The sequence below is a fragment of the Noviherbaspirillum sedimenti genome (assembly GCF_003590835.1).
Lineage (GTDB): Bacteria > Pseudomonadota > Gammaproteobacteria > Burkholderiales > Burkholderiaceae_D > Paucimonas > Paucimonas sedimenti.
The window spans coordinates 1,327,284-1,352,890 of record NZ_QYUQ01000002.1 but is presented as its reverse complement, the minus strand read 5'-3'; the positions used below and the strand labels follow the sequence as shown (position 1 = coordinate 1,352,890).

General features: G+C 60.5%; 26 protein-coding genes. 15 read left to right on the top strand and 11 right to left on the bottom strand.

The window, feature by feature from the left end; translation table 11 throughout:
* Positions 1-194: 194 nt before the first annotated feature.
* Positions 195-2,690: a FimV/HubP family polar landmark protein gene (locus D3878_RS06320; protein WP_158592194.1), complete on the top strand. Its 2,496-nt coding sequence runs from the start codon at positions 195-197 to the stop codon at positions 2,688-2,690.
* 33 nt (positions 2,691-2,723) lie between these two features.
* Here D3878_RS06320 and D3878_RS06315 read toward each other — a convergent pair whose 3' ends face one another.
* From D3878_RS06315 to D3878_RS06305, 3 genes are all read right to left on the bottom strand, one after another.
* Positions 2,724-3,857: an HD-GYP domain-containing protein gene (locus D3878_RS06315; protein ID WP_119784694.1), complete on the bottom strand. Its 1,134-nt coding sequence runs from the start codon at positions 3,855-3,857 to the stop codon at positions 2,724-2,726.
* A 158-nt stretch (positions 3,858-4,015) separates the two neighbouring features.
* Positions 4,016-5,212 (bottom strand): pyridoxal phosphate-dependent aminotransferase, encoded by a 1,197-nt coding sequence (locus tag D3878_RS06310; protein ID WP_119784693.1) that lies wholly within the window; start codon positions 5,210-5,212, stop codon positions 4,016-4,018.
* A 79-nt stretch (positions 5,213-5,291) separates the two neighbouring features.
* Positions 5,292-5,732: a putative toxin-antitoxin system toxin component, PIN family gene (locus D3878_RS06305; protein ID WP_119784692.1), complete on the bottom strand. Its 441-nt coding sequence runs from the start codon at positions 5,730-5,732 to the stop codon at positions 5,292-5,294.
* Between the two features lie 31 nt (positions 5,733-5,763).
* On the opposite strand from D3878_RS06305, the gene yaaA reads away from it, so the two are divergent.
* Entirely contained in the window at positions 5,764-6,540 is a 777-nt protein-coding gene (yaaA, locus tag D3878_RS06300) for a peroxide stress protein YaaA (protein WP_119787739.1), read from the top strand.
* A gap of 60 nt (positions 6,541-6,600) precedes the next feature.
* On the opposite strand, the gene D3878_RS06295 is transcribed toward yaaA, so the two are convergent.
* Entirely contained in the window at positions 6,601-7,398 is a 798-nt protein-coding gene (locus D3878_RS06295) for an outer membrane protein assembly factor BamD (protein WP_119784691.1), read from the bottom strand.
* A 41-nt stretch (positions 7,399-7,439) separates the two neighbouring features.
* On the opposite strand from D3878_RS06295, the gene D3878_RS06290 reads away from it, so the two are divergent.
* Complete coding sequence (locus D3878_RS06290; protein ID WP_119784690.1) at positions 7,440-8,486, top strand: RluA family pseudouridine synthase; 1,047 nt, start codon at positions 7,440-7,442, stop codon at positions 8,484-8,486.
* Positions 8,483-9,256: a peptidoglycan editing factor PgeF gene (pgeF, locus tag D3878_RS06285; protein WP_119784689.1), complete on the top strand. Its 774-nt coding sequence runs from the start codon at positions 8,483-8,485 to the stop codon at positions 9,254-9,256. Before D3878_RS06290 ends, pgeF begins: the two co-directional genes overlap by 4 nt.
* Here pgeF and D3878_RS06280 read toward each other — a convergent pair.
* Entirely contained in the window at positions 9,253-9,519 is a 267-nt protein-coding gene (locus tag D3878_RS06280; protein ID WP_119787738.1) for a hypothetical protein, read from the bottom strand. The two genes, pgeF and D3878_RS06280, sit on opposite strands and share 4 nt — an antisense overlap.
* 72 nt (positions 9,520-9,591) lie before the next feature.
* Between D3878_RS06280 and phaC the strand changes: the two genes are divergently transcribed.
* The 4 genes from phaC to D3878_RS06260 all read left to right on the top strand — a co-directional run bounded on the left by phaC (position 9,592) and on the right by D3878_RS06260 (position 14,714).
* Positions 9,592-11,304: a class I poly(R)-hydroxyalkanoic acid synthase gene (gene phaC, locus D3878_RS06275; protein WP_233556247.1), complete on the top strand. Its 1,713-nt coding sequence runs from the start codon at positions 9,592-9,594 to the stop codon at positions 11,302-11,304.
* Positions 11,305-11,485: 181 nt separating this feature from the next.
* Complete coding sequence (gene phaR / locus D3878_RS06270) at positions 11,486-12,058, top strand: polyhydroxyalkanoate synthesis repressor PhaR (protein ID WP_119784688.1); 573 nt, start codon at positions 11,486-11,488, stop codon at positions 12,056-12,058.
* Between the two features lie 95 nt (positions 12,059-12,153).
* Positions 12,154-13,518, top strand: a complete 1,365-nt coding sequence (gene rimO, locus D3878_RS06265; RefSeq protein WP_119784687.1) for a 30S ribosomal protein S12 methylthiotransferase RimO — start codon at positions 12,154-12,156, stop codon at positions 13,516-13,518.
* Positions 13,519-13,547: 29 nt separating this feature from the next.
* Positions 13,548-14,714 carry a cystathionine beta-lyase gene (locus D3878_RS06260; protein ID WP_119784686.1) on the top strand — a complete coding sequence of 389 codons (1,167 nt, stop codon included), beginning with the start codon at positions 13,548-13,550 and terminating at the stop codon, positions 14,712-14,714.
* A gap of 72 nt (positions 14,715-14,786) precedes the next feature.
* Here D3878_RS06260 and D3878_RS06255 read toward each other — a convergent pair whose 3' ends face one another.
* The gene (locus D3878_RS06255) at positions 14,787-16,469 is read right to left on the bottom strand and encodes an electron transfer flavoprotein-ubiquinone oxidoreductase (RefSeq protein ID WP_119784685.1); all 1,683 of its coding nucleotides are present in this window, start codon (positions 16,467-16,469) and stop codon (positions 14,787-14,789) included.
* Between the two features lie 144 nt (positions 16,470-16,613).
* Here D3878_RS06255 and D3878_RS06250 point away from each other — a divergent pair, with 144 nt between their 5' ends.
* Positions 16,614-17,390, top strand: coding sequence for an SDR family oxidoreductase (locus D3878_RS06250; protein ID WP_119784684.1), 777 nt, complete (start codon positions 16,614-16,616; stop codon positions 17,388-17,390).
* 49 nt (positions 17,391-17,439) lie between these two features.
* Complete coding sequence (locus D3878_RS06245) at positions 17,440-17,844, top strand: acyl-CoA thioesterase (protein ID WP_233556246.1); 405 nt, start codon at positions 17,440-17,442, stop codon at positions 17,842-17,844.
* Here the strand turns inward: D3878_RS06245 and D3878_RS06240 are convergent.
* Positions 17,841-18,401, bottom strand: coding sequence for a LuxR C-terminal-related transcriptional regulator (locus D3878_RS06240; RefSeq protein ID WP_119784683.1), 561 nt, complete (start codon positions 18,399-18,401; stop codon positions 17,841-17,843). The two genes, D3878_RS06245 and D3878_RS06240, sit on opposite strands and share 4 nt — an antisense overlap.
* Before the next feature lie 139 nt (positions 18,402-18,540).
* On the opposite strand from D3878_RS06240, the gene D3878_RS06235 reads away from it, so the two are divergent.
* Together D3878_RS06235 and D3878_RS06230 are read left to right on the top strand one after the other, a co-directional pair.
* Entirely contained in the window at positions 18,541-19,239 is a 699-nt protein-coding gene (locus D3878_RS06235) for a CoA transferase subunit A (RefSeq protein WP_119784682.1), read from the top strand.
* Between the two features lie 15 nt (positions 19,240-19,254).
* Positions 19,255-19,908, top strand: coding sequence for a 3-oxoacid CoA-transferase subunit B (locus D3878_RS06230; protein WP_119784681.1), 654 nt, complete (start codon positions 19,255-19,257; stop codon positions 19,906-19,908).
* Between the two features lie 49 nt (positions 19,909-19,957).
* Here the strand turns inward: D3878_RS06230 and D3878_RS06225 are convergent, their stop codons facing one another.
* The 3 genes from D3878_RS06225 to D3878_RS06215 all read right to left on the bottom strand — a co-directional run bounded on the left by D3878_RS06225 (position 19,958) and on the right by D3878_RS06215 (position 22,191).
* Complete coding sequence (locus tag D3878_RS06225) at positions 19,958-20,437, bottom strand: 3-oxoacyl-[acyl-carrier-protein] synthase III C-terminal domain-containing protein (RefSeq protein ID WP_119784680.1); 480 nt, start codon at positions 20,435-20,437, stop codon at positions 19,958-19,960.
* 73 nt (positions 20,438-20,510) lie between these two features.
* Positions 20,511-21,518 carry an alpha/beta fold hydrolase gene (locus D3878_RS06220; RefSeq protein ID WP_119784679.1) on the bottom strand — a complete coding sequence of 336 codons (1,008 nt, stop codon included), beginning with the start codon at positions 21,516-21,518 and terminating at the stop codon, positions 20,511-20,513.
* Between the two features lie 40 nt (positions 21,519-21,558).
* Positions 21,559-22,191 carry a hypothetical protein gene (locus D3878_RS06215; RefSeq protein WP_119784678.1) on the bottom strand — a complete coding sequence of 211 codons (633 nt, stop codon included), beginning with the start codon at positions 22,189-22,191 and terminating at the stop codon, positions 21,559-21,561.
* Positions 22,192-22,460: 269 nt separating this feature from the next.
* On the opposite strand from D3878_RS06215, the gene D3878_RS06210 reads away from it, so the two are divergent.
* On the top strand, positions 22,461-23,312 hold the full coding sequence (locus D3878_RS06210) for an alpha/beta fold hydrolase (RefSeq protein WP_119784677.1): 852 nt from the start codon (positions 22,461-22,463) through the stop codon (positions 23,310-23,312).
* 68 nt (positions 23,313-23,380) lie between these two features.
* Here D3878_RS06210 and D3878_RS06205 read toward each other — a convergent pair whose 3' ends face one another.
* Positions 23,381-24,175: a 3-hydroxybutyrate dehydrogenase gene (locus D3878_RS06205; protein WP_119784676.1), complete on the bottom strand. Its 795-nt coding sequence runs from the start codon at positions 24,173-24,175 to the stop codon at positions 23,381-23,383.
* A gap of 125 nt (positions 24,176-24,300) precedes the next feature.
* On the opposite strand from D3878_RS06205, the gene D3878_RS06200 reads away from it, so the two are divergent.
* Together D3878_RS06200 and D3878_RS06195 are read left to right on the top strand one after the other, a co-directional pair.
* On the top strand, positions 24,301-25,167 hold the full coding sequence (locus D3878_RS06200; protein ID WP_119784675.1) for an alpha/beta fold hydrolase: 867 nt from the start codon (positions 24,301-24,303) through the stop codon (positions 25,165-25,167).
* An 83-nt stretch (positions 25,168-25,250) separates the two neighbouring features.
* Entirely contained in the window at positions 25,251-25,601 is a 351-nt protein-coding gene (locus D3878_RS06195) for a RidA family protein (RefSeq protein WP_119787735.1), read from the top strand.
* The last annotated feature ends 6 nt before the right edge of the window (positions 25,602-25,607 follow it).

Below are 25,607 nucleotides of genomic sequence, written 5' to 3'. Positions count from 1 at the left end.
TCTCTGCACGCAATGTGAAAGAGAGTTAATCGTGTCTATGAGGCATTATTACGGTTACAGGAAAACGAAGGCGAACCGGGAGGTTTTTGCCGCCAAATCATCGCCTTAGCTTGGACGACTTAAAGTAAGTGATCAGGCTTTCGATCCAATAATTAATCAGACATCGTTGAATGAGCTGGAGGAGACACCCGATCATGCGCGATCATCGAATGCCCGCATTACGCACGATTGCGCTCGTGGTGATCGTCGTATGGGGGGGCGCCGGCTACGCCGCCGGCCTGGGGCCGGTCCGGGTGCAATCCGCACTCGGCCAGCCGCTGCGCGCCAGCGTGCCGGTGCTCGGCGCCGACACGCCCGAACTCACCGCATCCTGCATCAGGGTCACGCTGGCACAGCCGGACGGCACCTTGATGATGGCGGCCAGGGCGGACGTCGCACGCAACGGCCAGGCGACAAGCATTCAGATCAGTACCCGGCAGCCGGTCAATGAACCGGCCGTCACGCTCGATCTCGCGATAAACTGCGGCGCCGCCATACAGCGCAGCTACCAGCTGTTGCTGGACCCGGTGGTGATCCTGCCGCAACTGGCGCAAGCACAGCAGGAGGGGCGCAGCGGCGCCGCTGCGGCCAGGAACGCGCATGGCGAACAAGCCATGCTCGCGCCGGCGGACAATACTGTGCGCGTGCCTGCGTCGCCGCGGCGGGCCGCCGCACGCAAGGCGCAAGGCGATAATGCAGCCCCGGCAGCCCCGGCTACGGCCGGGATGATGAGGTCTGGAAGCAGCCACAAAGCGGCGCCTCCGGCGCGGCAGCTGCCCCGGAAAGTGACGCGCAGCGTGCTGAAGCTTTCCAGTGACGATGCCGCCGTCGATATCGGGGCGACGTTTGCCCCCGGACTGAAGCTTGCCGACACGCTCTCGGAGTCACGCGATACGGGCGACATGCAAAAGGCGGCCGAACTCAAGTCGGCGTATGCCCGTTTTGCCCAGGTAATGCGGGGTGAAGATCCGCTACAGAACGGCGAAAAACAGATCCAGGACATGCAGGCGAAGTTGCGGGAACTGGAAAGTCAGACGGCCCAGCTCCGCGCGCATGGCGAACAGCAGCGCCAGGCTGACCAGGAGGCGCTGGCCAGCCTGCGGCGCGACACGGTTTCATCGGGCTGGGCTGTCGCCTTGGGTGGCTTGCTGCTGGCGGCGCTGGCGGCGATCGCCTGGCTGCGCCGGCGCCTGAAAGAGGCGGGCCGGGGACAGCCAGCGGCATTCTGGGACAAGACCGGGCTTGGCTCGTCAACTGAAGCCGGCGATTGGGGCAACACGCTGGGCGGGAACGATACATTCGTTGCGGCCCGGACCGAAAGCGTCGCGCCGACCGCAAGCAAACCTTCCGACTGGGAACGGGGCATCCCGCTGGACGATACGCTGGCCGTCGACTGGGCGTCGCGGCAAGCGACCATGCAAAGTCTGGCGCCACAGATGTCGACTGCGGCCGAGGCGCAGGCGCGGCAGATGCAGCAGGCGCAGCAGGACGGTACATCGGTTGCCAGCGGCACGGTCGAAGAGGCCGCCGAGCGGGAAATTCCGCGGATCGCGCAGCCGGCGCGTCGTACCATGCCGGCCACAGCCCCGGCACCACAACCAGCACAAGCAGCACAAGCAGCACAGCAGGCTGCTCCCGCGTCAGCCACAGCCGCCAGGCGTAATGACGATGCGCAGCCGATGAAGGTCGAGGATATATCCGACCTGATGCAGGAAGCCGAGTTCTGGATGCTGCTGAATGATCCGGCACGGGCCATTGAAATCCTGGAGCCCTACGCCGGCGTTGGCCAACCGATTTCTCCAGTGCCCTGGATTTATCTGCTGGATCTGTACCGCCTGACCGGACAGCGCGAAAACTACCAGGCACTGGCGGGCCGCATCAAGAGAAGATTCAATGCCAATGCGCCGGCCTGGGATGATGAGGGCGCCGCGGCGTCTTCGCGCAGCTTGCGGGATTATCCGCATGTGGTGCAGGCGATCGAGGACATGTGGGAAAGCGAAGGGATCGTTCCTTACCTGGAAAACCTGCTATTCGATGAGCGCGAGGGCGCCCGCGCCGGCTTTGACCTGGCGGTGTATCGTGAAATCATTCACCTGATCGGGGTGGCGCGCGATCCGGAGACGCCGAGGCGGCGCGAGCAATTAAGCTTTGACGAGACGCAGCCGCGCCTGATCAGCCAGACAGTGCGCATGCCGGCCGCAAAGCCGGCCAGGCCCGAACCCTTGATCACGGACGAGGAAGCGGATGTGTTCGACAGGGCGACTTCGCTGCAAGCCACTTCCAGGCAGGTTTCGATCAAACCGGCGCTGCCGAAAGCGCCTTCTGTGGGGGCAGCACCTTCTGTTGAGGTGGCGCCGGTTGCCGCACAGCCTATGGTCGTTGCCGGGGGCGGCATCAAGGAGAGCAGCAAGGATAACGTCAAGGCGGCCGCCAAAGAAGTCGTCAAGGCCGATGCAAATGCTGATGACGATGCCGAGCGCACTGCCGACATGGCGCGCAAGCTCGACCTGGTGCTGGCTTACCAGGAAATCGGCGAGCACGTCGGCGCCCGTGTATTGCTGGAGGAGGTAATCCAGGGCGGATCGCCCCTGCAGGTGGAAAAGGCCAAGGCGATGCTCAAGAGGCTGCTGAAGGAAATTGACTGGCAGTGATGATGGTCGCCTGATTCGGCGTGCAAGCGCCGGCTAAAGGGCTGCCGCAGGCCCCCACAGTTGTTGCATCGTAAAACGCAGCCCGGCCTGCTCGTCGTTAAGCACGTCGCGGATCGCGTAAAGTTGCTTGTCTGTGTCGCGCTTGAATGCCTGCGCCAGCGGCGCGCCGCGCGGACCGATCAATACATGTACTTTGGGTGTGGTGGTGCTGGGGCCCCGGCCGGTGACCACGCCGATTTCACCATTTTGCAGGCGCACAAAAGTGCCGGTCGGATAAATCCCCAGTTCACGAATGAAGGCCGTCGCCAGGCTCGGGTCGATATTGTTTTTTTCAGCCAGCAGGATATCGCGCAAGGCGGCGTTCGGCACCAGCGCTTTGCGGTAATTGCGCATCGATACCCTGGCGCAGTAACGGTCTGCCAGCGAGATGAGCTTGGCATTGTCAGGGATGTCTGCCCCGCGCTTGCCCAATGGGTAGCCGCTGCCGTCCTCGTTTTCATGGTGGTGCAATATCCAGGACAGCCATTCATCCTGCGTGACGCCGGCCTGGCGCAACAGCCGCACACCCTCCTGCGGATGTTCGTGGATCAATCTGCTTTCATCCGCGCTCAACGGCGCATCGGAGTGCTGCAGCTTTTCCTGCAGGCGCAGCATCGCCACGTTCATGGTCAGGGCCGCCGCAGCGATCAGCGTTAATTCTTCGGCCGGCTTGCGCAGGGCACATGCGACCAGCAGCGCCACGATTGCCGTATCGATGCTGTGCCGTACCGGATAAATGCCGCATTGCTGGTTGTGCAGGATGGTGGCCAGGGCAATATCGGGTTCGCTGCTGGCGGCGCGGATCAGCACCGTGGCCACTTCCAGCAGCTTTGCCTCGGCCTGCGTTTCGTTCGGCAGGTTGACCAGCAAGGCTTCCAGCCGCCGGTTGACCAGGCTAATGGTGCGCAATGCCGAAGGGATCTCGACGGCCGGCGCCGGCACATGGCTATTACGGCCAGCGGATCGCGCATCGATGAACAGGCCTCGCTCCACCAGGGTATCGAGCTGCCGCTCATGCGCGAGTACGTGCCCTTTGCCCAGCAGGAGATGGCCCGTGGCGTCGACTACGTCCCATGGCAAGGGCTGGCCAATGATCAGGTCGGCCATGCTGATGCGGAGTTTCTCCATGTCTCTTCCTGGAAAATTAAGCAAATGCATACCTGACTTTTTATGTATCGTCTTGCGGTAAGTCTGCCTTGCATCACAAGCGCCTGTCTTTGCCGGCGTCGTCTGCTCCCTATTAAATGCCTTTCCTGTTCATGGTGTCAATACGGATTAACGTAGTTTTACAATGTGGCCAGCCGTGCCAGCGCCGCGCCCAGGGTTTCATCCTTCTTGGCAAAACAGAAGCGCACGATGCCCGACTCCCGCGGCTTGCGGTAGAACGCCGACACTGGAATCGCCGCCACGCCGACTTCGGCGGTCAGCCATTGGGCGAAGTCGTTTTCGGCCAGGCTGGAGATGGCGGAGTAATCGACACACTGGAAGTAGGTGCCGTCGGCCGGCAGCAAGCGGAAGCGGGTGTGCTTCAGGCCATCCCGGAACAGGTCGCGCTTGCGCTGGTAAAACGCCGGCAACTGGCAGTAGGGCGCCGGATCGGCCATGTAGGCGGCCAGCCCGTGCTGCATCGGCGTATTGACGGTGAAGACATTGAACTGGTGGACCTTGCGGAATTCCGCCGTCAGCGCGGCGGGGGCAGCGACATAACCGACCTTCCATCCCGTGACATGGTAGGTCTTGCCGAAGCTCGATACGATGAAGGCGCGCCGCGCCAGCTCGGCATGGCGGCTGAGCGATTCATGGCGCACGCCGTCGTACACCATGTGTTCGTAGACTTCATCCGACAACACCAGGATATCGGTGCCGCGCACGATGTCCGCCAGCGCCTCGAGGTCGGCGGCGCGCAGGATCGAGCCGGTCGGATTATGCGGCGTATTGACCATGATCAGCCGGGTTTTTGCGGTGACGGCGGCAGCCACCTGCGCCCAGGGGACGTAATAGCCATCCGCGCCAAGCGCCATCTGCACCGTTACCGCGCTGCCGCCGGCCAGTTCGATTGCCGGCAGATAGCTGTCGTAGGCGGGTTCGATCACGATCACTTCATCGCCCGCATGGACGCAGCACAGGATTGCCGTCAACAAGGCCTGGGTGGCGCCCGCGGTAACGGTGATTTCGCTGCCGGCATCATAGGCATGGCCGTACAGCGCTTCGACCTTGGCGGCGATCGCCTGGCGCAGGGCCGGCACGCCGGGCATCAATGGATACTGGTTCAGGCCGGCGCGCATGGCGGCGGCCACCGCATCGACCAGGGCCGGGTCGCAGTCGAAGTCGGGGAATCCCTGACCGAGGTTGACCGCGCCTTTTTCGGCGGCCAGCGCCGACATGACGCTGAAGATCGTGGTGCCGACGTTCGGCAGCCGCGAGAGCAGGCTCGGAGCGTTGGATGCGGTCGACGTGTTCGATACGGTCGTAGGAGTGCTCATGGCGAGTTGGCGAATGCAATGGTTGAACGAATGCCGGTCAGGGCTTTTTTGCCATTCTAGCGGTTTGTCCGTGCCATGTTTACGCTGCCAGCGCCCAGGCTTCCGGCGCGATGATGCGGAACAGGCCCGACTTGGCGTTTTTTCTGGCCAGCTTGAGCAAGGCCTTGTCCTTGGTGATCAGGACATCGGCCCGGGCGTCGCGTGCCAGTTCGAGGAATTTCTGGTCATCCGTATCGCGGCAAAGCGGCAGGCGGATGTCCGTCAACGGCGTCAGTTCCTGCTCCGGCAAGAGGCCGATCAGGGCATCGAAGGATGCCTCGCAGCGTGCCCGGGCGGCCTCGTCCAGGCGCAGGTGCTCGTAGCCCAGGACGATCTGCCATTCGCGCCGGCAATCGGCGCGCGTGACCGCGTGCACACGGCCATCCCGCAGCGCAGCCAGCAGATTCTGCCAGCGCGGGTCGTGGAATACGAATAAATCGAGGCAGACGTTGGTATCGAGGATGACGCGATTCGGTATCATTGCAAAGTTTGCTTCCAAAGAGTTTGATTACATGCTGATTGTTCTGTCGCCCGCCAAGTCCCTCGACTTCGAATCTCCCGTCGTCACCGAGTCCCATACACTGCCGGAATTCATCCCCGAAGCGGCCAGGCTGATCGAGCGCCTGCGCGAACTGTCGCCGCCCCAAATCGGCAGCCTGATGAAAATCTCCGATCCGCTGGCGGCGCTCAACCATGGGCGCTATGCTGCCTGGTCGCCGAAGTTTACGCGCAAGAACGCCCGGCAGGCGGTGCTGGCCTTCAACGGCGACGTCTACGAAGGCCTGGATGCGGCAACCCTGGCGCCACCGGCGCTGGATTATGCGCAGGCGCACATCCGTATTCTATCCGGCTTGTATGGGGTGCTGCGCCCGCTCGACCTGATGCAGCCGTATCGCCTGGAAATGGGCACCAGACTGGTCACTGCGGCCGGCAAGGATCTCTACGCCTTCTGGGGCGAGCGCGTCAGCGTCCGGCTGAATGCCGTGATGGCCGAGCGCAAATCCGAGGCGCTGGTCAATCTGGCCTCGGAGGAGTATTTCAAGGCGGTCAAGCCGAAGCTGCTGGCAGCGCCGGTGATTGCGCCGGTGTTCGAGGACTGGAAGGGCGGCAGGTACAAGATCATTTCCTTCTATGCCAAGCGGGCGCGCGGCCTGATGGCGCGCTTTGCGGCGCAAAACGGCATTACCCGGCCGCGCGATCTGCAAGCCTTCGACAGCGAAGGCTACCGTTTCGACGTCAGTGTCTCGAGCGAGCATAGCTGGGTATTCCGTCGCCGCCAGCAAGACTGAGGCGCACAAAAAAGCCCCGCCATCTTTTTGCCGGCGGGGCTTTTGCATAACATTAGCGGATTAAAACAGGTGCCACCACGCACGCTGCTTGACCTTGCCGCCGCGGGAAAACTCGCTGTTCGGATAATTCAGTTTCAGCACGCGCTCGGCATCGTCGCGCAGCGCATCCAGGCCCAGCGCATCGTAGGAGCGCGCCATGATGAACAGCGCTTCCTCGGCCGGCGGGGCGTCGGGATATTGGCGCACCGTGATCTGCGCGCGGTTGGCGGCGGCCAGGTAGGCGCCCCGGCGATAGTAGTAATTGGCCACATGCACTTCATAGGCTGCCATGGCGTTTACCAGGTAGCGCATGCGGTCACGCGCGTCCGGAGCGTATTTGCTGTCCGGGAAACGGTCGACTAATTGCTTGAACGAATCGAAGGCATCGCGCGCCGCCTTTGGATCGCGCTCGGTCGGATCCTGGCGTGACAGGAAATTGAACAGGCTGAGCTTGTCGTTAAAATTGATCAGGCCGCGCAGGTAATACATGTAATCGACGTTGGCATGGTTCGGGTGCAATTTGATGAAGCGTTCCACCGCCGCCAGCGCCTGCGCCTGTTCGCCCTGACGGTAATAGGCATAGGCAACGTCCATCTGCGCCTGTTGCGCATACGTGCCAAAAGGATAACGCGACTCCAGCTTTTCCAGGTTCTTGACTGCCCTGTCGTAATTCCCGGTGGTCATTTCGGATTGCGCCTCCGAGTATAATCGGCTGGCCGACCAGTCCTTGGTTTCGTCGATCTGATCCGGCAACATGCTGCAAGCTGATACCAGCAGCGCCAGGATCAGGGTTGCCGCATTCAAGATTTTTCTTTGCATGAGTATCTGCTACAAATTGGACAATAGGCGGATTATAGCCGATGGGATTTACCGTGAGATTACCCGCAGTGCCGGAAGTGACCGAAATTTTGCAGGATGACGATCTTGATGATGATATACGAGACGAGGGCGGAGACGCGGGCGAGGCGATTGCCCCGGTCGCGCCGATCGCCTTGCGTCTGGGCGATGAGGCCGGCGGCGAGCGCCTGGACAAGGCCTTGTCGAAATTACTGCCGCAATATTCGCGCAGTCGCCTGCAGCAATGGATAGAAGCCGGCCATGTTCTCCTGGACGGCCAGCCCGCCCGGGCGAAAATGACGGTGCTGGGCGATGAAACCGTGCTGGTCCATCCGCAGCCGGCCGCCGAAGAGCAGGCCTACAAGCCGGAAGCGATGGATTTGCGCATCGTGCATGAGGATGACGCCATCCTGGTGCTGGACAAGCCGGCCGGGCTGGTGGTGCATCCGGCCGCCGGCAACTGGTCGGGCACCCTGTTGAATGGCCTGCTGCACCACTTGCCGGCGCTGGCCGGGGTGCCGCGTGCCGGCATCGTGCATCGCCTCGACAAGGAGACCAGCGGCCTGATGGTGGTCGCCAAGACCCTCGAGGCGCATACCGACCTGGTGCGCCAGCTGCAGGCCCGCACTGTCAAGCGCGAATACCTGGCGCTGGTGTGGGGCACGCCGGTGCTGCGCGGCAGGATCGAGTCGGCCATCGGCCGCCACAAGCGCGACCGCCTGAAAATGGCGGTCAGCGAGAGCCCCAGCGCCAAGCCCGCGTTGACCCATTTCGAGCGCCTGACCACCGGCGCCATCGACGGCCGCGCCGTCAGCCTGATGCAATGCCAGCTGGAGACGGGGCGTACCCACCAGATCCGCGTGCACATGCAATCGCTCGGTTTTGCGCTGGTGGGCGATCCGCTGTATGGCAAGGCCCATCTGGCGCCGGTATTCCCGCGCCAGGCCCTGCAGGCATGCCGGCTGGGCCTGATCCACCCGCAGACTGGCGCGGCGTGCGAGTGGAGCGTGCCGCTGGCCGCCGATTTCGCCGCCTTGCTCGAGCGCGCCGGAATCCCGGCGCCGGCATGACTGCCAAGCCAGGCCCTGCCGTGCTGATCCCGGACTGGCCGGGCATGCCTGCCAATGTCGGCGCGCTGTCCACCCTGCGCGCCGGCGGCGTGAGCCGGGCGCCGTATGACGACGGCGCCGGCGGTGGCGGCCTGAATCTGGGCATCCATGTCGGCGACGACCTTGCAGCGGTGGCGCAAAATCGCGCGCTCCTGCGGTCCTTGCTGCCAGCCGAGCCGGCCTGGCTAAGCCAGGTGCACGGCACGGTCGTGCTGGATGCCGCCCGCGTGGTGGGCGTGCCCGAAGCCGATGCCAGCATTGCCATGGGCCCCGGGGCGATATGCGCAATCATGACTGCAGATTGTTTGCCCGTATTGTTTTGCGACGTCCGGGGGCGCGTGGTCGGCGCCGCCCATGCCGGCTGGCGCGGACTGGTCGCGGGCGTGCTGGAAAATACCGTCGCCGCCATGCGCGCGGCGGGCGCCGGCGAGATCCTGGTCTGGCTGGGCCCGGCGATCGGGCCAGCCTGTTTCGAGGTGGGCGAGGAAGTGCGGCAGGCGTTCCTGGCTGTCAGTGGAGAAGCCGATGCGGCTTTCTTGCCGAATATCAATGCTTCAGGTAAATATTTCGCCGATATTTGCCATTTGGCACGACTGGTATTACACCGCCAGGGCATCGATAACATCTCCGGCGGCGGTTTTTGCACGGTAACCGATGCGGCGCGGTTTTATTCTTATCGGCGCGACCGCACCAGCGGACGCATGGCTTCGCTGATCTGGCTAGAAAGCTAGCGCGCCGGCGGCTGCTCCGGCGTCTCCGTAGTGGCAGTCGCAGGTGCGGCCGCCGGCAGATCCGCCGTGGCGCCGGCCTGCGCGGGCGCTGTTTCAGGCTGACGACGGCGCCGGCGTTGCGGAGTCGCCATCAGGTACAAAATAATTGTCAAAGGCAACACGCAATACAGCAAAAAGGTCATAATGCCTGCAACCACCGAGTGTTCGGTAATCGACATCATCAGCACCACGTAAATCCAGGCAATCGCAACAATCAGTAGCATAAGCAAGTCCGGCAGCATCCAAACAAAACGTCAAGTTTCCAACGATACCGCAAATCAAGACCGCTGACAGCCATGAATAATCTTCCGCCGCAATTGCACCCGACCATGTGGATGACCCAGATCGCCGATCCCGGGGCCTTCCAGGATTTGTTCAAGTCCGCCCAATCCGGATTCGACGCCTTCTCCGTCAAGGTAGGGGACGCCGAAGTCAAGCTCGATCCCGCCGTGGCGTCGCAATTGCAGGGGGATTATCTCAAGCAATTTACTTCGCTCTGGCAGGAGCTGGCATCCGACAAGGCGCCGGCACTGGCGGATAACCGTTTTGCCGCCCCGGAGTGGCAGGGTAACAAGCTGCACGCCTTTACGGCCGCAGCCTACCTGCTCAACGCCAGTTTCCTGCAGTCGATGGCCGATGCCGTGCAAGCGCCCCCCAAAGTCAAGCAGCGTATCCAGTTCGCCGTACAGCAGACCATCGACGCCATGTCGCCGGCCAATTTCTTTGCGACCAACCCGGAAGCGCATAAGAAAATCATCGACACCAAAGGCGAGAGCCTCACCAAAGGCATCAGTCATTTGCTGGCCGATATGCGCAAGGGGCGCATTTCGCAGAGCGACGAATCGGCTTTCGAAGTCGGCCGTAACCTCGCCATGACGGAAGGCGCGGTGGTGTTCGAAAATGAGCTGTTCCAGTTGCTGCAGTACCGTCCGCAGACCGCCACCGTATTCCAGAAGCCGCTGTTGCTGGTGCCGCCCTGCATCAACAAGTACTACATTCTCGACCTGCAGCCGCAAAACTCGGTGGTGCGCCACCTGGTGGAACAGGGCCATACCGTGTTCCTGATTTCCTGGCGCAATCCTGATGCCTCGATGGCGCAGACCACCTGGGATGACTATGTCGATCAAGGCGTGATCGAAGCCATCCATACCGTGCAGGAAATCTCCGGCCAGAAGCAGATCAATGCCTTCGGCTTCTGCGTTGGCGGCACCCTGGTTTCCAGCGCGCTGGCGGTCATGGCTGCGCGCGGCGAAAAGCCCATCGCCAGCCTGACCCTGCTGACGGCGCTGCTGGATTTCAGCGATACCGGTGTGCTTGACGTTTTCATCGATGAAGGCCACGTGCGCATGCGCGAACAGACCCTGGGTCGCGGCGGCCTGATGAAGGGCAGCGACATGGCGTCGGCGTTTTCCATCCTGCGGCCGAACGATCTGATCTGGAATTACGTCAAGGCCAATTACTTGAAGGGCGAGGCGCCGGCGCCGTTCGACCTGTTGTACTGGAATGCCGACAGCACCAACATGGCCGGGCCGATGTATGCCTGGTACCTGCGCAACATGTATCTTGAAAACAAGATGAAGGAGCCGGGCAGCCTGAGCATTTGTGGCACGCAGGTCGATCTTGGCGCCATCGATGCGCCCACATTCATCTATGGTTCGCGCGACGACCATATCGTGCCCTGGACATCGGCCTTCGCCTCGACGCGCCTGCTGAACCCGAAAAAGCCGGAGCGCAACCGTTTCGTGCTGGGCGCTTCCGGCCACATCGCCGGCGTCATCAATCCGCCGGAAAAGAAAAAACGCAACTACTGGGTCAGCGACACGGTGGCCACCGATGCCGACGCCTGGCTGGCATCCGCGACTGAGAAGCCCGGCAGCTGGTGGGGCGAGTGGGCCGACTTCCTCGCCGAGCATGCCGGCAAGAAGGTCAAGGCGCCGGCGCAATATGGCAGTGACGCGTACCCGGCGATCGAACCGGCCCCTGGCCGCTATGTCAAGGCCAAGGCTTGAGCGGGCAGGGCCTGGATTTTCATGTCCAGGTCCCCGTGCTGCAACAATCGGCGTACAATTTTGTCATAATTGCGTAAATATTTGTTTTAACGCAATATAATGCCTTACTCCCTGGCTCGCTTTGGCGCGCCATCCTTTCATCAGCCTGAAAAGCGTTGCGACGCAATGCACTGGAAGTTCAATGACTAGCGGACCCAAGATTTCTGTACGTTTGATCAAGAAATATCCGAACCGTCGGCTGTACGACACGCAAACCAGTTCCTACATCACCTTAAGCGACGTCAAGCAACTCGTGCTCGACAATGAAATCTTTGCCGTGGTCGATGCCAAGAGTAACGAAGACTTGACTCGCAGCATCCTGCTGCAAATCATCCTGGAAGAAGAATCCAACGGCAGCCCGATGTTTTCCAGCGATGCGCTGTCGCAGATCATCCGTTACTACGGCCATGCCATGCAGGGCATGATGGGCACTTACCTGGAAAAGAATATCCAGGCTTTCATCGATATCCAGAACAAGCTGGCTGAAAGCTCCAAGGGCTTTTACGAAGGCAAGCCATTTACCCCGGAAATGTGGACCCAGTTCATGAATGTCCAGGGACCGATGATGCAAGGCATCATGGGTAACTATATCGAACAGAGCAAGAACATGTTCATGCAAATGCAGGAACAGATGCAAAGCCAGACCAAGAACCTGTTTGTCGGCGTGTTTCCGTTCGTGCAACCGGGCGACAAGGGCGAAGACGAGAATAAATAGACAAAGTCACCATCTCCGCCCGGCGCACCGCGTCGCGGCGGAATTGACGCGGCACAAGAGGGTACAATAGCGGATTCGCTCTTGTGCCCATTTTTATGTCCAACGCATCCAATTCAACCCCGAAAGTCGGCTTCGTTTCGCTCGGCTGCCCCAAGGCGCTGGTCGATTCCGAACAGATCCTGACGCAGCTGCGCGCCGAAGGCTACGACACCGCCAAGTCCTACGACGGCGCCGACCTGGTGATCGTCAATACCTGCGGCTTCATCGACGCCGCCGTGCAGGAATCGCTCGACGCCATCGGCGAAGCCCTGCATGAAAACGGCAAGGTGATCGTCACTGGCTGTCTCGGCGCCAAGAAGGATGCGGCCGGCGACGACATCATCCAGAAGGTGCATCCGAAAGTGCTGGCCGTCACTGGCCCGCATGCGCTCGGCGAAGTCATGAACGCAGTACACCTGCACCTGCCCAAGCCGCACGACCCCTTCAGCGACCTGGTGCCGGCGCAGGGCGTCAAACTCACGCCCAAGCATTTCGCCTACCTGAAGATTTCCGAAGGCTGCAACCACCGCTGCAGCTTTTGCATCATCCCGTCGATGCGCGGCGACCTCGTGTCTCGGCCGATCGCCGATGTCATGCTGGAAGCGGAAAACCTGTTCAAGGCCGGCGTCAAGGAATTGCTGGTGATTTCGCAAGACACCAGCGCCTACGGCGTCGACGTCAAGTTCCGCATGGGCTTCTGGAACGGCAAGCCGGTCAAGACCCACATGACGCAGCTGGTCACCGCGCTGGGCGAACTGGCCGCGCAGTACGGCGCCTGGGTGCGCCTGCACTACGTGTACCCATACCCGCACGTCGACGAAATCATCCCGCTGATGGCCGCAGGCCGCATCCTGCCTTATCTGGACGTGCCGCTGCAGCATGCCCACCCCGATGTGTTGAAGCGCATGAAGCGCCCGGCCAGCGGCGAAAAGAATATCGAACGCATCGCCGCCTGGCGCAAGATGTGCCCGGATCTCACCATCCGCTCGACCTTCATCGCCGGCTTTCCGGGCGAAACCGAAGCGGAGTTCGAATACCTGCTCGATTTCCTCAAGGAAGCCGAGATCGACCGCCTCGGCTGCTTCGCCTATTCGCCGGTGGAAGGCGCCACCGCCAATCAGCTGGCCAACCCGGTGCCGGAAGAAGTGCGCGAAGAGCGGCGTGGCCGCGTGATGCTGCTGCAGGAAGAAATCTCGAAAAAACGCATGCAGGCCAAGGTCGGCAAGACCATGCGCGTACTGATCGATGAAGTCGAAGCCAGCGGCGGCGGCATCGGCCGCTCGACGGCGGATGCGCCGGAAATCGATGGCGTGGTGTACGTGAAGCGCCCCTTCGAACCGCATAAGCAGTTGAAAGTCGGCGAATTTGTCGAGGTGGAAATCACCGCTGCGGATGCGCATGATTTGTGGGCGGCGGCGTAATTATTCTCTGAGCTTGCAGGAGAGGTGGCTTGAGCGTGCCGAAATCCCCCCAGACCGCGTTGATCCATAGTGACTACACGGCGCCCGGCGGCTTTGCCGCCTTTCCGACTGCGATCCACCACGCCTCCACTGTGGTGTTTGCCGACGTGGCGGCGCTGCGCTCGCGCAACTGGCAGGACAAGTCGGCCTACACCTACGGCTTGCACGGCACCCCCACCAGCTTCACGCTGGAAGCGCGGCTGGCGGAAATCGAGGATGGCAGGCATTGCGTGCTGGCCCCCAGCGGCCTGGCGGCGATCGCGCTGGTCGATTTCGCCCTGCTTAAAAGCGGCGACGATGTCCTGATTCCAGAGAATGTCTATGGTCCCAGTCGTGACCTTGGCAACTGGCTGGCGCGCGACTTCGGCATCAGCGTGCGCTACTACGATCCGCTGATCGGCGCCGGCATTGCCGCCCTGATCCAGCCCAATACGCGGCTGGTCTGGACCGAGGCGCCGGGGTCGGTGTCGATGGAAGTGCCGGATTTGCCGGCAATCTGCCGCGCCGCGCACGACAAGGGTGTGATGGTGGCGCTCGACAACACCTGGTCGGCCGGCATTGCATTGCGCGCCTTTGAGCTCGGCGTCGATATCGTCATGCAGGCGCTGACCAAGTACCAGTCGGGCGGCTCGGACGTGCTGATGGGTGCGTTGATCACGCGCGATACGACATTGCACCGCAAGCTGGAAACGGCCCACATGCGACTCGGTTATGGCATTGGCATGGACGACGCCTACCTGGTGCTGCGCAGCTTGCCGACCCTGAAGCTGCGTTTCGAAGCGCACGATGCCGGCGCGCTCAAAGTGGCAAGCTGGCTGAAAAGCCGTCCGGAGACTGACCGCGTGCTGCATCCGGCCTTGCCGGATTGTCCGGGACATGAGAACTGGCGGCGCGACTTTTCCGGCGCCGGCGGATTGTTTTCGGTGGTGTTCGATGCCCGCTACAGCGAGGAGCAGACCGACCGCTTCGTCGACAGCCTGAAACTCTTCAAGATCGGTTTCAGCTGGGGCGGCTCGAACAGCCTGGCCGTGCCTTACCGCATGCAGGCCATGCGCCGCAACTGGCCGCATGATGGCCAGCTGGTGCGCCTGAATATTGGCCTGGAGAACCCGGACGACCTGATCGCGGATCTTGAGCAGGGCTTGCGGGCGCTCTAAGCCGCCCTGCGTTGCGGTGATGCACTGGATGCGATCCCGATCTGAATAAAGCCGCTTGCGCGGCTTTATTTTTTACATATTGGGATAATTCGGCCCGCCGCCGCCTTCGGGCGTCACCCAGACGATGTTTTGGGTCGGATCCTTGATGTCGCAGGTCTTGCAGTGCACGCAATTCTGCGCATTGATCTGCAGGCGGTCTTTCCCTTCTTCGGTCTTGACGAACTCATACACCCCCGCCGGGCAATAGCGCGCTTCCGGCCCCGCATAGGTCGCCAGGTTCACATTCACCGGCACTGCATCGTTCCTGAGCGTCAGGTGGACCGGCTGGTCTTCGGCATGGTTGGTGTTGGAAATGAAGACCGACGACAGGCGGTCGAAGGTCAGCTTGCCATCCGGCTTCGGATAGGTAATCGGCTGACATTCCGACGCTGGCTTGAGCGTTTCATGGTCGGCATGGGTGTGATGCAAGGTCCACGGCGCCTTGCCGCCAAACACGACCTGGTCGATGCCCACCAGCAGCGTGCCGGTGACCAGGCCCTTGCCCATGGCCGGCTTGAAGTTGCGCGCCTTGTGCAGCTCTGCATGCAGCCAGGAGTGCTCGAATGCCTGCGGGTAGGCCGTCAGTTCGTCATGCTGGCGCTGCTCGCCCAGCGCTTCGAACGCGGCGTCGGCCGCCAGCATGCCGGTCTTCATGGCGGCATGGCTGCCCTTGATGCGGCTGGCATTCAAGAAACCGGCATCGCAGCCGATCAGGGCGCCGCCCGGGAAGACCAGTTTGGGCAGCGATTGCAGGCCGCCGGCGGTAATCGCCCGGGCGCCATAGGACAGGCGCTTGCCGCCCTCAAAGAATTTGCGGATTGCCGGATGGGTCTTGTAGCGCTGGAATTCCTCGAAGGGCGAGAGATACGGGTTTTCATACGCCAGCCCCACCACATAGCCGACCGCGACCTGGTTGTTTTCCAGGTGGTACAAAAACGACCCGCCATAGGTGGCATTGTCCAGCGGCCAGCCGGCGGTATGGATCACCAGGCCAGGCTGGTGCAGTTGGGGATCGATTTCCCACAATTCCTTGATGCCGATGCCATAGGTTTGCGGATCCTTGCCCTGGTTCAGGTCATACCTGGCCATCAATTGCTTGCCGAGGTGGCCGCGTGCGCCTTCGGCAAACAGGGTGTATTTGGCATGCAATTCCATGCCAAGCTGAAAAGCTGCCGTGGGCTTGCCTTCACGGTCCACGCCCATGTTGCCGGTGGCAACGCCCTTGACGGAACCGTCGTCGTTGTAGAGGATTTCGGCCGCCGGAAAGCCCGGGAAGATTTCCACGCCCAGGCTTTCTGCCTGCTGGCCCAGCCAGCGCACCACATTGGCCAGGGAAATGACGTAATTGCCATGGTTCTGGAAGCAGGCGGGCAAGAGCCAGTTGGGCGTCTTGAAGGCCTTGTTTTCCGACAGGAAGAGAAAGCGGTCTTCGGTGACGGGGGTGTTCAGGGGCGCGCCGCGTTCCTGCCAGTCGGGGAAGAGCTCGGCCATGGCGATGGGGTCCATGACGGCGCCGGAAAGGATGTGGGCGCCGAGTTCGCCGCCTTTTTCCAGGACGCACACCGAGACATCCTTGCCCTTTTCCGCAGCAAGCTGTTTGAGGCGGATGGCCGCCGCCAGGCCGGCAGGTCCTCCGCCGACCACCACCACATCGTATTCCATTGCTTCGCGCGGACCGTATTGCGCCACCAGATCCTGATTCGTCGTTTGCGTCATTGCCTCTCCAACATAAATTAAAATTATTTAACGGCGCTGGCGATTGTCCGGGATTTTGCAGGAGAATGCCAGATTGCGTGATTCGATATATGCACTTTCATGTAATGATAGCGTTTTTGCACCCGGCAAAGAGCAGGAGTCACTATGGGCGTGGAGATGAATTTCGAAGGCAAGGTCGCATTGGTGACCGGCGCTTCCAGCGGGCTCGGTACGCGCTTTGCCAAGATCCTGGCCCGCGCCGGGGCGCAGGTCGTGCTGGCGTCGCGCCGGGTCGAGCGCCTGAAGGAATTGCGCGCGGAAATCGAGGCCGAGGGTGGGGCGGCCTACGTGGTCATGCTGGATGTGACCGATTACGGCAGCATCAAGTCGGCGATCGCGCACGCGGAAACCGAAGCCGGACCGATCGATATCCTGGTCAATAATTCGGGCGTGGCGAGCAGCCAGCAACTGGCCGATGTGACGCCGGAGGAGTATGCTTTCGTGATGGATACCAACCAGCGCGGCGCCTTTTTCGTCGCGCAAGAGGTGGCCAAGCGCATGATTGCCCGCGCCAAGGGCGATCCGCAACACCAGCACCGCATCATCAACATCGCCTCCGTCGCAGCTTTGCGCGTGATACCGCAGATCGGCATCTATAGCATGAGCAAGGCCGCCCTGGTTCATATGACCAAGGCCATGGCGGTTGAATGGGGGCGCTACGGCATCAATGTCAACGCCATCTGCCCCGGCTATGTCGGCACCGAGCTCAATGCCGAATTCTATGCCAGCGATGCGGGACACAAGATGCTCGACATGCTGCCCCGCAAGCGGGTTGGCCAGCCGGCCTACCTCGATGGCCTGTTGCTGCTGCTGGCTTCCGAGGACTCGCAATTCATCAACGGTGCGATCATTGCCGCCGATGACGGCATGAGCTTGCAATAGCCGCGCAGCGGCAAGGATCAGGTAATCAGGGGAATTAATCAGGGGGATTATGGATAAAAAGCTGGTGCATACGGCATGCATGCCTATACGCTGGGGCGACATGGATGCGTTCGGGCATGTCAACAATACGGTGTTTTTCCGCTTCATGGAGCAGGCGCGGATCGAATGGCTGGAGGAAAACGGACTGGCGATGGTGGGCGGCGGCGAAGGCCCGGTAATCGTCAATGCGCAGTGCAGTTTCCTGCGCCAGTTGAAATATCCCGGAGCGGTGGAGGTGCGCACCTTTGCCGGGCCGCCCGGACGCTCCAGTTTCGACACCATGGTGGAAATCCGCCGCACGGATCAACCGGATCTGCTGGTCGCCGAAGGCGGCGCCAAAGTGGTCTGGGTGAATTATGCTGAGGAAAAGTCGGTGCCGATACCGGCATCCGTGCGCGCGCTGATCGGCACCTAATTTGCTACACCCACCAGCCGGTGCACCAGTTCGCTGGAGGTGGCGGCGGAGAATTTGCGCATCAGCTTGGCACGATGCATTTCCACGGTGCGCGGACTCAGGCCGATCTGGCGGGCGATCAGCTTGCTGGTCTTGCCTTCGACCAGCAGCGCGGCGATTTCCCGTTCGCGCGGGGTCAGTTCCGCCGTGACGGGACGCCTGGCGCTCAAATCCTCGAATGTCCAGATGCCGGCTGCGTGCGGGTCGTTCGGCACCAGTGCGCGGCCATTCACATGGCACCAGAACAGTTCCTGGTTGGCGCGCTTCATGATGCGCTCGTCGGAATAGCAGCCCTTGCTGTTCATGATGGGAATGATGCGGGCGCCGGTGCGTTCGAATTCGTCCGGAGTAGGGTAGAGTACCAGCAGGGATTTGCCGGTCAGCTCGGCGCGTGCATAACCGAACATTTTGGCCAGGGCGTCATTGCAGGCCTGGATGATGCGATTCTGGCTGACGCACATGCCTACTGGGGAACGCAAAAAAATGTTTTCGTAATCGATCGCTGGCGGTATGCTCATGAAGCCGTCATCTATGGTGGTATTCAGTTATCAACATAAGGTATTTTTACGGTATTGTACAGTCCCGGTGCGCAACTTATGCTGGAGACCTATGTAGTGTAGTAACGGATCCACTTTATATAAAGAGACGAGGGGGAGTATGAAAAAAGTTTATCCCGATGCGGCCACCGCCCTGGCCGGTATCGTCAAGGATGGCCAGACGATCGCCGTTGGCGGTTTCGGCCTGTGCGGCATACCTGAAGCACTGATCGCCGCGCTGCGCGACTCGGGCGTCAAGGGCCTGACCGCCATTTCCAACAATGCCGGCGTCGATGGCTTTGGCCTCGGCCAGTTGCTGACGACCCGCCAGATCAAGAAAATGATCTCGTCGTACGTCGGCGAGAACAAGGAATTCGAACGCCAGTATCTGTCCGGCGAACTCGAGCTGGAATTCACCCCGCAAGGCACCCTGGCCGAAAAACTGCGCGCCGGCGGCGCCGGCATTCCCGCATTCTTCACCAAGACCGGCGTGGGCACCATCGTCGCCGACGGCAAGGAAATCCGCGAATTCGATGGCCAGCAATACGTCATGGAACGTGCGCTGGTAGCCGACGTTTCGCTGGTCAAGGCCTGGAAGGCCGACAAGGCCGGTAACCTGGTGTTCCGCAAGACCGCGCGCAACTTCAATCCGAACGCCGCCATGGCCGGCAAGATCACCATCGTCGAGGTCGAGGAACTGGTCGAAGTGGGCGAGATCGATCCGGACCAGGTCCATACTCCCAGCATATTCGTGCACCGCATCGTGGTCAACGCCACGCCGGAAAAACGCATCGAACAACGCACCACGCGTGCAAAGTAACAGGGGAGAATAGACATGGCATGGACTCGTGATGAAATGGCCGCACGCGCGGCAAAAGAATTGCAGGATGGTTTCTACGTCAATCTGGGCATCGGTTTGCCGACCCTGGTGGCCAACTATGTGCCGAACGACATGGAAGTCTGGCTGCAGTCGGAAAACGGCTTGCTGGGCATCGGCCCGTTCCCGACCGAAGATGAAATCGATCCCGACCTGATCAACGCCGGCAAGCAGACCGTTACGACCTTGAAAGGCTCGTCCTTCTTCAGCTCGGCGGATTCGTTTGCGATGATCCGCGGCGGCAAGATCAACATCGCCATCCTCGGCGCGATGCAGGTGTCGGAAACCGGCGACCTGGCCAATTGGATGATTCCGGGAAAAATGGTCAAGGGCATGGGCGGTGCAATGGACCTGGTGGCCGGCGTTGGCCGTGTGGTCGTGCTGATGGAGCATGTGGCCAAGGGCAAGGATGGCTCGATCTCCAGGAAGATCCTCAAGCAGTGCAACCTGCCGCTGACCGGCGTGAAAGTGGTCAATCGCATCATCACCGACCTCGGCGTGATCGATGTGACGCCGAACGGCTTGAAACTGATCGAATTGGCACCGGGCGTGACCAAGGAAGAAGTGCAGGAACACACCGAAGCCAAGCTGGATGTGAGCGCAGTGGCTTAAGCTGCAGTCGCTCCAATGAATACGGCGCCTGGAAACAGGCGCCGTTTTTTTACATTCTAAACGCGCAGACCGCCTGGTTGTAACCCACGCCCGAGCCGATCATCACCACCAGGTCGCCCGACTTGACCTTGCCCAGGCTGATGGCGTCGTCCAGCGCCATCGGGATGCAGGCCGAGCCGGTATAGCCCCATTTATCCATGATCATGTGGCATTTTTCGATGGGCACGCCGCAGTTTTGCGCGGCCAGTTCGATGGTCGGCTTGCGCACCTGGGTGAAGATGAGCTGGTCGACGTCTTCCGGCTTGCGGCCGGCGCGCCGTAGCGCTTCCCGCGCGGCGGGCAGGGCCAGGTCGGAAGTGGCCCAGTCGTCGGGCGCGTAGAAGCGCTGGTCGATACCGGTGCTGGCGGCGAATTTGGCGATGACTTCCGGATTGTCCCGCGCGGTGAAGCGGTCGGTGAGTTCAGCGTTGGTGACTTTGTGTTCGGGTAAGTAGTGCGCTGTTGAAATGATGTTGGCAATACGCGACATGTCTTATCCCCCTCTTTAAAATTATTGTGGGGCAATAATGACATACGTCGAATCCGATCACAAGCGCGGACGTTTAGCCTGCCTTGACGGTTTTCCTTGCAGACTTTGCGGTGCGCGTGCTGCGGCGAACCCAGGTGGTGCGCTTGACTTGAGTGGTCGGCTCCTGGCTGGTTTGCGGTACATAACGCAGGTGGTCGCCCGGGCACTGGTAAGCGATTTCAGGTGCATTCGCGTCTTCATTGGCGATCCACACGGTCTGGTCGCCTTGCCAGGTGCCGTTCCCCACCTGCGCGATAAATTCGGCGAAGATGCGGGCGCAGAGTTCGGGGATTTCCAGGGTAAAGGCGTGCGACATTCTCGGCAGGACCAGCATGCGCGAGTTCGGCGTGTTGGTGCGGATGATGTCATGCAGATGCCGCGGGGTGAGTGCATCGTACTCGCCATTCAGGATCAGGGTCGGCACGGTGATTTTTGCCAGATCCGGCGTAATCGTCGAAAAACTGGCGAGCGATTCCATCAGGTTCTGGATGCCGTAGATTTCATTGCCGCTGCTGCCGACGCGTTTGACGATGGCGAGCAAGTCCCTGTTTTTCGACAGCCATTCGTTGGTGAAATTCAGCGGCATCAGCAAGTCGAGATAGAACTCGAAGCCGACCCGCGCCATGCTGATGTAGAGATTGGCCGCGTGGCAGGTGAGCACCGGGTCGAGCTCGGAAAAGGTCGAGATCGGCAGCAAGCCCTTGAGGGCATCCGGGAACATGATGGCGTAGCGCAGCACCACCACGCCGCCAAACGAAATACCCATCACATAGGGCTGTTCGATACCGAGATGGTCATGCAGCGCCTTGAGCATGATGGCATGGTCGTCGAAATCCACGCCGAGGATGGGCTTGCTGGAATGGCCCTGGCCGAGCATGTCGTAGGACAGCACACGCACGCCTTTTTGCGGCAGCATCTTGAAGTAGGGCGCCCAATGCGAAGTGCGCATCGACAAGCCATTGACGAGGGTGAGGGCCGGATCGCCTTCGTTGCCGAACAGGTCGTAGTAAATCTCGGAATTCTTGTAGCGAAAAACTGGCATGGTGGCTTCCTGGTGGGCGGTACGGCGGCAACGGTCTTAGTTAGGCGGCGACCCGGGTCTCGGTAATCTCGTCGAGCAGGCGCAGGAACAGCCTTTCGACGATCTGCCGTTGCGATTCGATGATGTTTTCCTTTTCATCCAGGGACAGCTCGATGGCCATGTCCTTCAGCAGGCGGATCTGGGTCTGGATCTGCCGGCCGTTTTCTTCCTCGATTTCCTTCAGGGCAGACAGGAAAGGCGTGTCCAGGCTGATTTGCACCGACAGTAGCGGCAGGATGCGAATCACCGACAGGAAGGCATGCGACAGCGCCAGGTATTCGTAAAAGTTGCGGTCGACCTTGAGCATGCCGCCCATGTAGCGGGCCGCGCCGGTCTCCTGCCACAGCGAGAGGTTGAGTTGGGTGGCGGCAAGGAATATCAGCGGATTGCTGCTCCAGGTAGTGGATTTTCCCAGCAGGGTGGTCAGTTCAACTTCCTTGTAGCACTGGCTGTGCAAAAACTTGTAGGGAACCCAATCCATTGGCTGGAATTCCACCCGCGACAGGATGGTGGCATTAATGCTTTTGACGCCCTGCAGGAAAAGGCAAATGCGGGTCTGGGTATCCGGACTGAGCTCCTGTTGCTTGAGAAATTCCATCGCGCGCGTGCGAATCTCGATGGATGGGTCGGACATGGCGTCTCCAGTGGGGTTGGTCATCTTGCTGGGCCACCCTATCCATGGGAAAGGGCATTAATGTTGGCAATAGTTTACTTGAATCACCCATCTTTTTCCATGTGAATGCAAGCGTGCAAAGCTATTGCTGTCTTTCCGCCGGCTTCCGGTGTTGCGGATAGGTGAATTTCAGGCTGGCACCAGGCATATTGGAAGATTAAGCAGGAGAAAAATGTTATAAATAGCAATAATTCACTAAAAACAATAAATTACATAATGGGGAGGGGACCATGAGACAACATCAATTTCTCGGCATGAACCAGGATGGCTTTCATCGCTTGGCCTATACCGAGTGGGGCGATCCTGGCAACCGCGACATCATTGTCTGCGCCCACGGCCTGACCTTGAATAGCCGCTATTTCGACTGGTTCGCCAAGGCTTGCGAAGACCACTACCGGGTGATTTGCCCGGATGTGATCGGCCGCGGCAATAGCGAATGGGTCGAACCCGCGCATTACTGGTTCGACCAGTACATGAGCGATGCCGCGGCATTGCTGGCGCGCATAGGTACGAAAAAGGTGAACTGGGTCGGTACCTCGATGGGTGGCCTGATCGGCATTTATCTCGCCAGCAGGAAAAGCCATCCGATCAAGCGACTGGTGCTGAACGATGTCGGCCCTTTCATTGCCAGGGAGGGCCTGGCATTTATCGCGGATTACATCGGCAGGGACGAGCGCTTCCGTAATCACGCCGAAGTCGAGGCGCACTTGCGCCTCCTGTATCCCAAATTCGGCGAGCTCACCGAAGAGCAATGGCGCCACCTGGCGCGCATCGGTTCGCGGCTCACCGAGGATGGCGATCTGCGCCTGGCTTATGACCCGCGCATACGCGAGAGTTTTCGCAACTTGCACGAAGACTTCCAGGTATGGGATTTGTGGGAAAAGATCGATATCCCGGTGTTGATCCTGCGCGGTTCCGAGTCCGGCATTCTGACCCAGGAAACCCTGGAGGAAATGTTACGGCGCAATCCGCGCGCGCGCGCGCATGTGTTCGAAGGGATCGGCCATGCGCCGCCGCTGATGGCGGGCGACCAGATCAATATCGTGCTGGATTTTCTGGCCGAAGGATCAGCGAATCGGTAAACGAAAAATCGCGCGGGCTTGCCCGCGCGATTTCGGGCAGCGCGCCGTTGCGCGCTGCTTGCTTCAACTTACTGCGCGACCCAGCCGCCGTCGACGTTGAGCGACATGCCGCGCATCTGGCTGGCGGCCTCGCTGCACAGGTACACCGCCAGGCTGCCCAGTTGTTCCGGTGTGACGAATTCGCCGGACGGCTGCTTTTCTTGCAGCAGCTGGCGCTTGGCTTCATCGTTGGAAAGATTGCCGGCGGCGGCGCGCGCATCCACCTGTTTTTGCACCAGCGGGGTCAGCACCCAGCCCGGGCAAATGGCGTTGGCGGTGACGCCGCTCTGGGCGTTTTCCAGTGCGGTGACCTTGGTCAGGCCGACGATGCCATGCTTGGCGGCGACGTAGGCGGATTTTTGCGCGGAGCCGACCAGGCCATGCACCGAGGCGACGTTGATGATGCGGCCCCAGTTTTTCGCCTTCATCGCCGGCAGCGCCAGGCGGGTGGTATGGAAAGCGGAAGTCAGATTGATGGCGATGATGGCATCCCATTTCTCGACCGGGAAATCCTCGACATTGGCGACATGCTGGATGCCGGCATTGTTAACAAGAATATCGACGGCGCCGAATTTTTCGGCGGCGAATTTCATCAGGGCTTCGATCTCGCCGGCCTTGGACATGTCGGCATTATGGTAAGCCGTTTGCACGCCGAATTCCTGCGCGACGGATGTTTGCAAGGCGTCGATTTCCTTCAGGTCGCCAAAGCCATTGAATACAATGTTGGCGCCTGCCGCCGCCAGAGAGCGGGCGATCCCCAGGCCGATGCCGGATGTCGAGCCGGTAACGAGTGCGGTTTTACCTTGAAGCGTCTTACCTTGCATAATGTCCTCTTCCAATGTGTCTTATAAAAATAAATTATTACCGCGGAGTGACGGAGCTGGGATTTTAATCTTATCCGGCAGTAAAATGTTAATTGATATCCATATTGTTGCCAGATTGAGCAGACATGACCCAGCCTCAGATTAAAAGCGTGCAATGTATTTCTCCAGCCGGCCTGCATAAAATGGTCTACAAGGAATGGGGCGATCCCGCCAATCCGAAAGTGCTGGTGTGCGTGCATGGGGTGACGCGGGTTTCTGATGATTTTGATAATATCGCCGCCGCTTTGTGCGACCAATATCGCGTGATTTGCCCGGATATCGTCGGACGCGGCCGTTCCGACTGGCTGCGCAATCCGGCGTATTACGTCATTCCGCAATATGTTTGCGACATGGTGACTTTGCTGGCGCGGCTGGATGTCGAGACCGTGGACTGGATCGGGACTTCGATGGGGGGCTTGATCGCCATCCCGCTGGCGGCGCTGCCGGGCAATCCGATCCGCAAGTTGGTGCTCAATGACGTCGGTCCCGCGCTCGACATGACTTCCCTGAAAACCATCGCCGACTATATCGGCCAGGATTTGCGCTTTCCGACGTACGAGGATGCGGAGACCTATATTCGCGCCATTTCGGTGCCCTTCGGTTCGCATACCGATGCCGAGTGGCACAGGCTTGCCAAGGGCGTATTGCGCCAGCGCGACGATGGCCAGTGGACGCGCCACTATGATCTGGGGCTGGCCGATCCTTTCAAGCATGCCTATTTTGCGGATGTCGTCGCTTCGGAAGCCTTGTTGTGGCAACAGTACGATGCGATCACCTGTCCGACCCTGCTGCTGCGCGGCGCCCAGTCAGGCTTGATGAGGGCGGCGACTGCCGATGCCATGCGTCAGCGCGGCCCGCGCGCCAAAGTGGCCGAGTTCGAAGGTGTCGGCCATGCGCCGACCTTGATGCATGAAGACCAGATCTCGATTGTGAAAGACTTTTTGCGCGATTGATGGTCTGAACGAGAATCGGATTGTGGATTGATTCTCGGTTCATTTTTTTCCGCTCCATCTAATTGCATAAAGCATTGACCATCATGGCAATTCAACGCTTCCATCCGGGCAAAACTCTGTCCGAGATGGCGTTACACAACGGCACGCTCTATCTGGCAGGGCAGGTTGCCGAGGATACCGCCCAGGATATCGCCGGCCAGACACGCGAAGTGCTGGGACATATCGATCGTCTGCTGGGCGAAGGGGGCAGCGACAAGGCGCACATCCTGATGTGCCAGATTTACCTTGCCGACCTTGCCAATTTCGACGCCATGAACGCGGTCTGGAACGAATGGGTTGCGCCTGGAAATGCGCCTCCCCGCGCCACCGTCGAGGCCAGGCTTGCCCGGTCAGAGTGGCTGGTCGAGATGGTTGTCACCGCAGCGCAAAAATAATGCTTC

What these genes read in the sequence shown, in the direction of transcription:
- D3878_RS06210 (WP_119784677.1), top strand. Translation starts at nt 22,461, where the DNA reads ATGAGACAACATCAATTTCTCGGCATGAACCAGGATGGCTTTCATCGC.
- D3878_RS06295 (WP_119784691.1), bottom strand. Translation starts at nt 7,398, where the DNA reads ATGCAAAGAAAAATCTTGAATGCGGCAACCCTGATCCTGGCGCTGCTG.
- D3878_RS06255 (WP_119784685.1), bottom strand. Translation starts at nt 16,469, where the DNA reads ATGACGCAAACGACGAATCAGGATCTGGTGGCGCAATACGGTCCGCGC.
- D3878_RS06195 (WP_119787735.1), top strand. Translation starts at nt 25,251, where the DNA reads ATGGCAATTCAACGCTTCCATCCGGGCAAAACTCTGTCCGAGATGGCG.
- D3878_RS06220 (WP_119784679.1), bottom strand. Translation starts at nt 21,518, where the DNA reads ATGCCAGTTTTTCGCTACAAGAATTCCGAGATTTACTACGACCTGTTC.
- D3878_RS06305 (WP_119784692.1), bottom strand. Translation starts at nt 5,732, where the DNA reads ATGATACCGAATCGCGTCATCCTCGATACCAACGTCTGCCTCGATTTA.
- yaaA (WP_119787739.1), top strand. Translation starts at nt 5,764, where the DNA reads ATGCTGATTGTTCTGTCGCCCGCCAAGTCCCTCGACTTCGAATCTCCC.
- D3878_RS06230 (WP_119784681.1), top strand. Translation starts at nt 19,255, where the DNA reads ATGGCATGGACTCGTGATGAAATGGCCGCACGCGCGGCAAAAGAATTG.
- D3878_RS06240 (WP_119784683.1), bottom strand. Translation starts at nt 18,401, where the DNA reads ATGAGCATACCGCCAGCGATCGATTACGAAAACATTTTTTTGCGTTCC.
- D3878_RS06310 (WP_119784693.1), bottom strand. Translation starts at nt 5,212, where the DNA reads ATGAGCACTCCTACGACCGTATCGAACACGTCGACCGCATCCAACGCT.
- D3878_RS06225 (WP_119784680.1), bottom strand. Translation starts at nt 20,437, where the DNA reads ATGTCGCGTATTGCCAACATCATTTCAACAGCGCACTACTTACCCGAA.
- rimO (WP_119784687.1), top strand. Translation starts at nt 12,154, where the DNA reads ATGTCCAACGCATCCAATTCAACCCCGAAAGTCGGCTTCGTTTCGCTC.
- pgeF (WP_119784689.1), top strand. Translation starts at nt 8,483, where the DNA reads ATGACTGCCAAGCCAGGCCCTGCCGTGCTGATCCCGGACTGGCCGGGC.
- D3878_RS06215 (WP_119784678.1), bottom strand. Translation starts at nt 22,191, where the DNA reads ATGTCCGACCCATCCATCGAGATTCGCACGCGCGCGATGGAATTTCTC.
- D3878_RS06245 (WP_233556246.1), top strand. Translation starts at nt 17,440, where the DNA reads ATGGATAAAAAGCTGGTGCATACGGCATGCATGCCTATACGCTGGGGC.
- D3878_RS06290 (WP_119784690.1), top strand. Translation starts at nt 7,440, where the DNA reads ATGGGATTTACCGTGAGATTACCCGCAGTGCCGGAAGTGACCGAAATT.
- D3878_RS06315 (WP_119784694.1), bottom strand. Translation starts at nt 3,857, where the DNA reads ATGGAGAAACTCCGCATCAGCATGGCCGACCTGATCATTGGCCAGCCC.
- D3878_RS06235 (WP_119784682.1), top strand. Translation starts at nt 18,541, where the DNA reads ATGAAAAAAGTTTATCCCGATGCGGCCACCGCCCTGGCCGGTATCGTC.
- D3878_RS06250 (WP_119784684.1), top strand. Translation starts at nt 16,614, where the DNA reads ATGGGCGTGGAGATGAATTTCGAAGGCAAGGTCGCATTGGTGACCGGC.
- D3878_RS06200 (WP_119784675.1), top strand. Translation starts at nt 24,301, where the DNA reads ATGACCCAGCCTCAGATTAAAAGCGTGCAATGTATTTCTCCAGCCGGC.
- phaR (WP_119784688.1), top strand. Translation starts at nt 11,486, where the DNA reads ATGACTAGCGGACCCAAGATTTCTGTACGTTTGATCAAGAAATATCCG.
- phaC (WP_233556247.1), top strand. Translation starts at nt 9,592, where the DNA reads ATGAATAATCTTCCGCCGCAATTGCACCCGACCATGTGGATGACCCAG.
- D3878_RS06320 (WP_158592194.1), top strand. Translation starts at nt 195, where the DNA reads ATGCGCGATCATCGAATGCCCGCATTACGCACGATTGCGCTCGTGGTG.
- D3878_RS06280 (WP_119787738.1), bottom strand. Translation starts at nt 9,519, where the DNA reads ATGCTACTGATTGTTGCGATTGCCTGGATTTACGTGGTGCTGATGATG.
- D3878_RS06205 (WP_119784676.1), bottom strand. Translation starts at nt 24,175, where the DNA reads ATGCAAGGTAAGACGCTTCAAGGTAAAACCGCACTCGTTACCGGCTCG.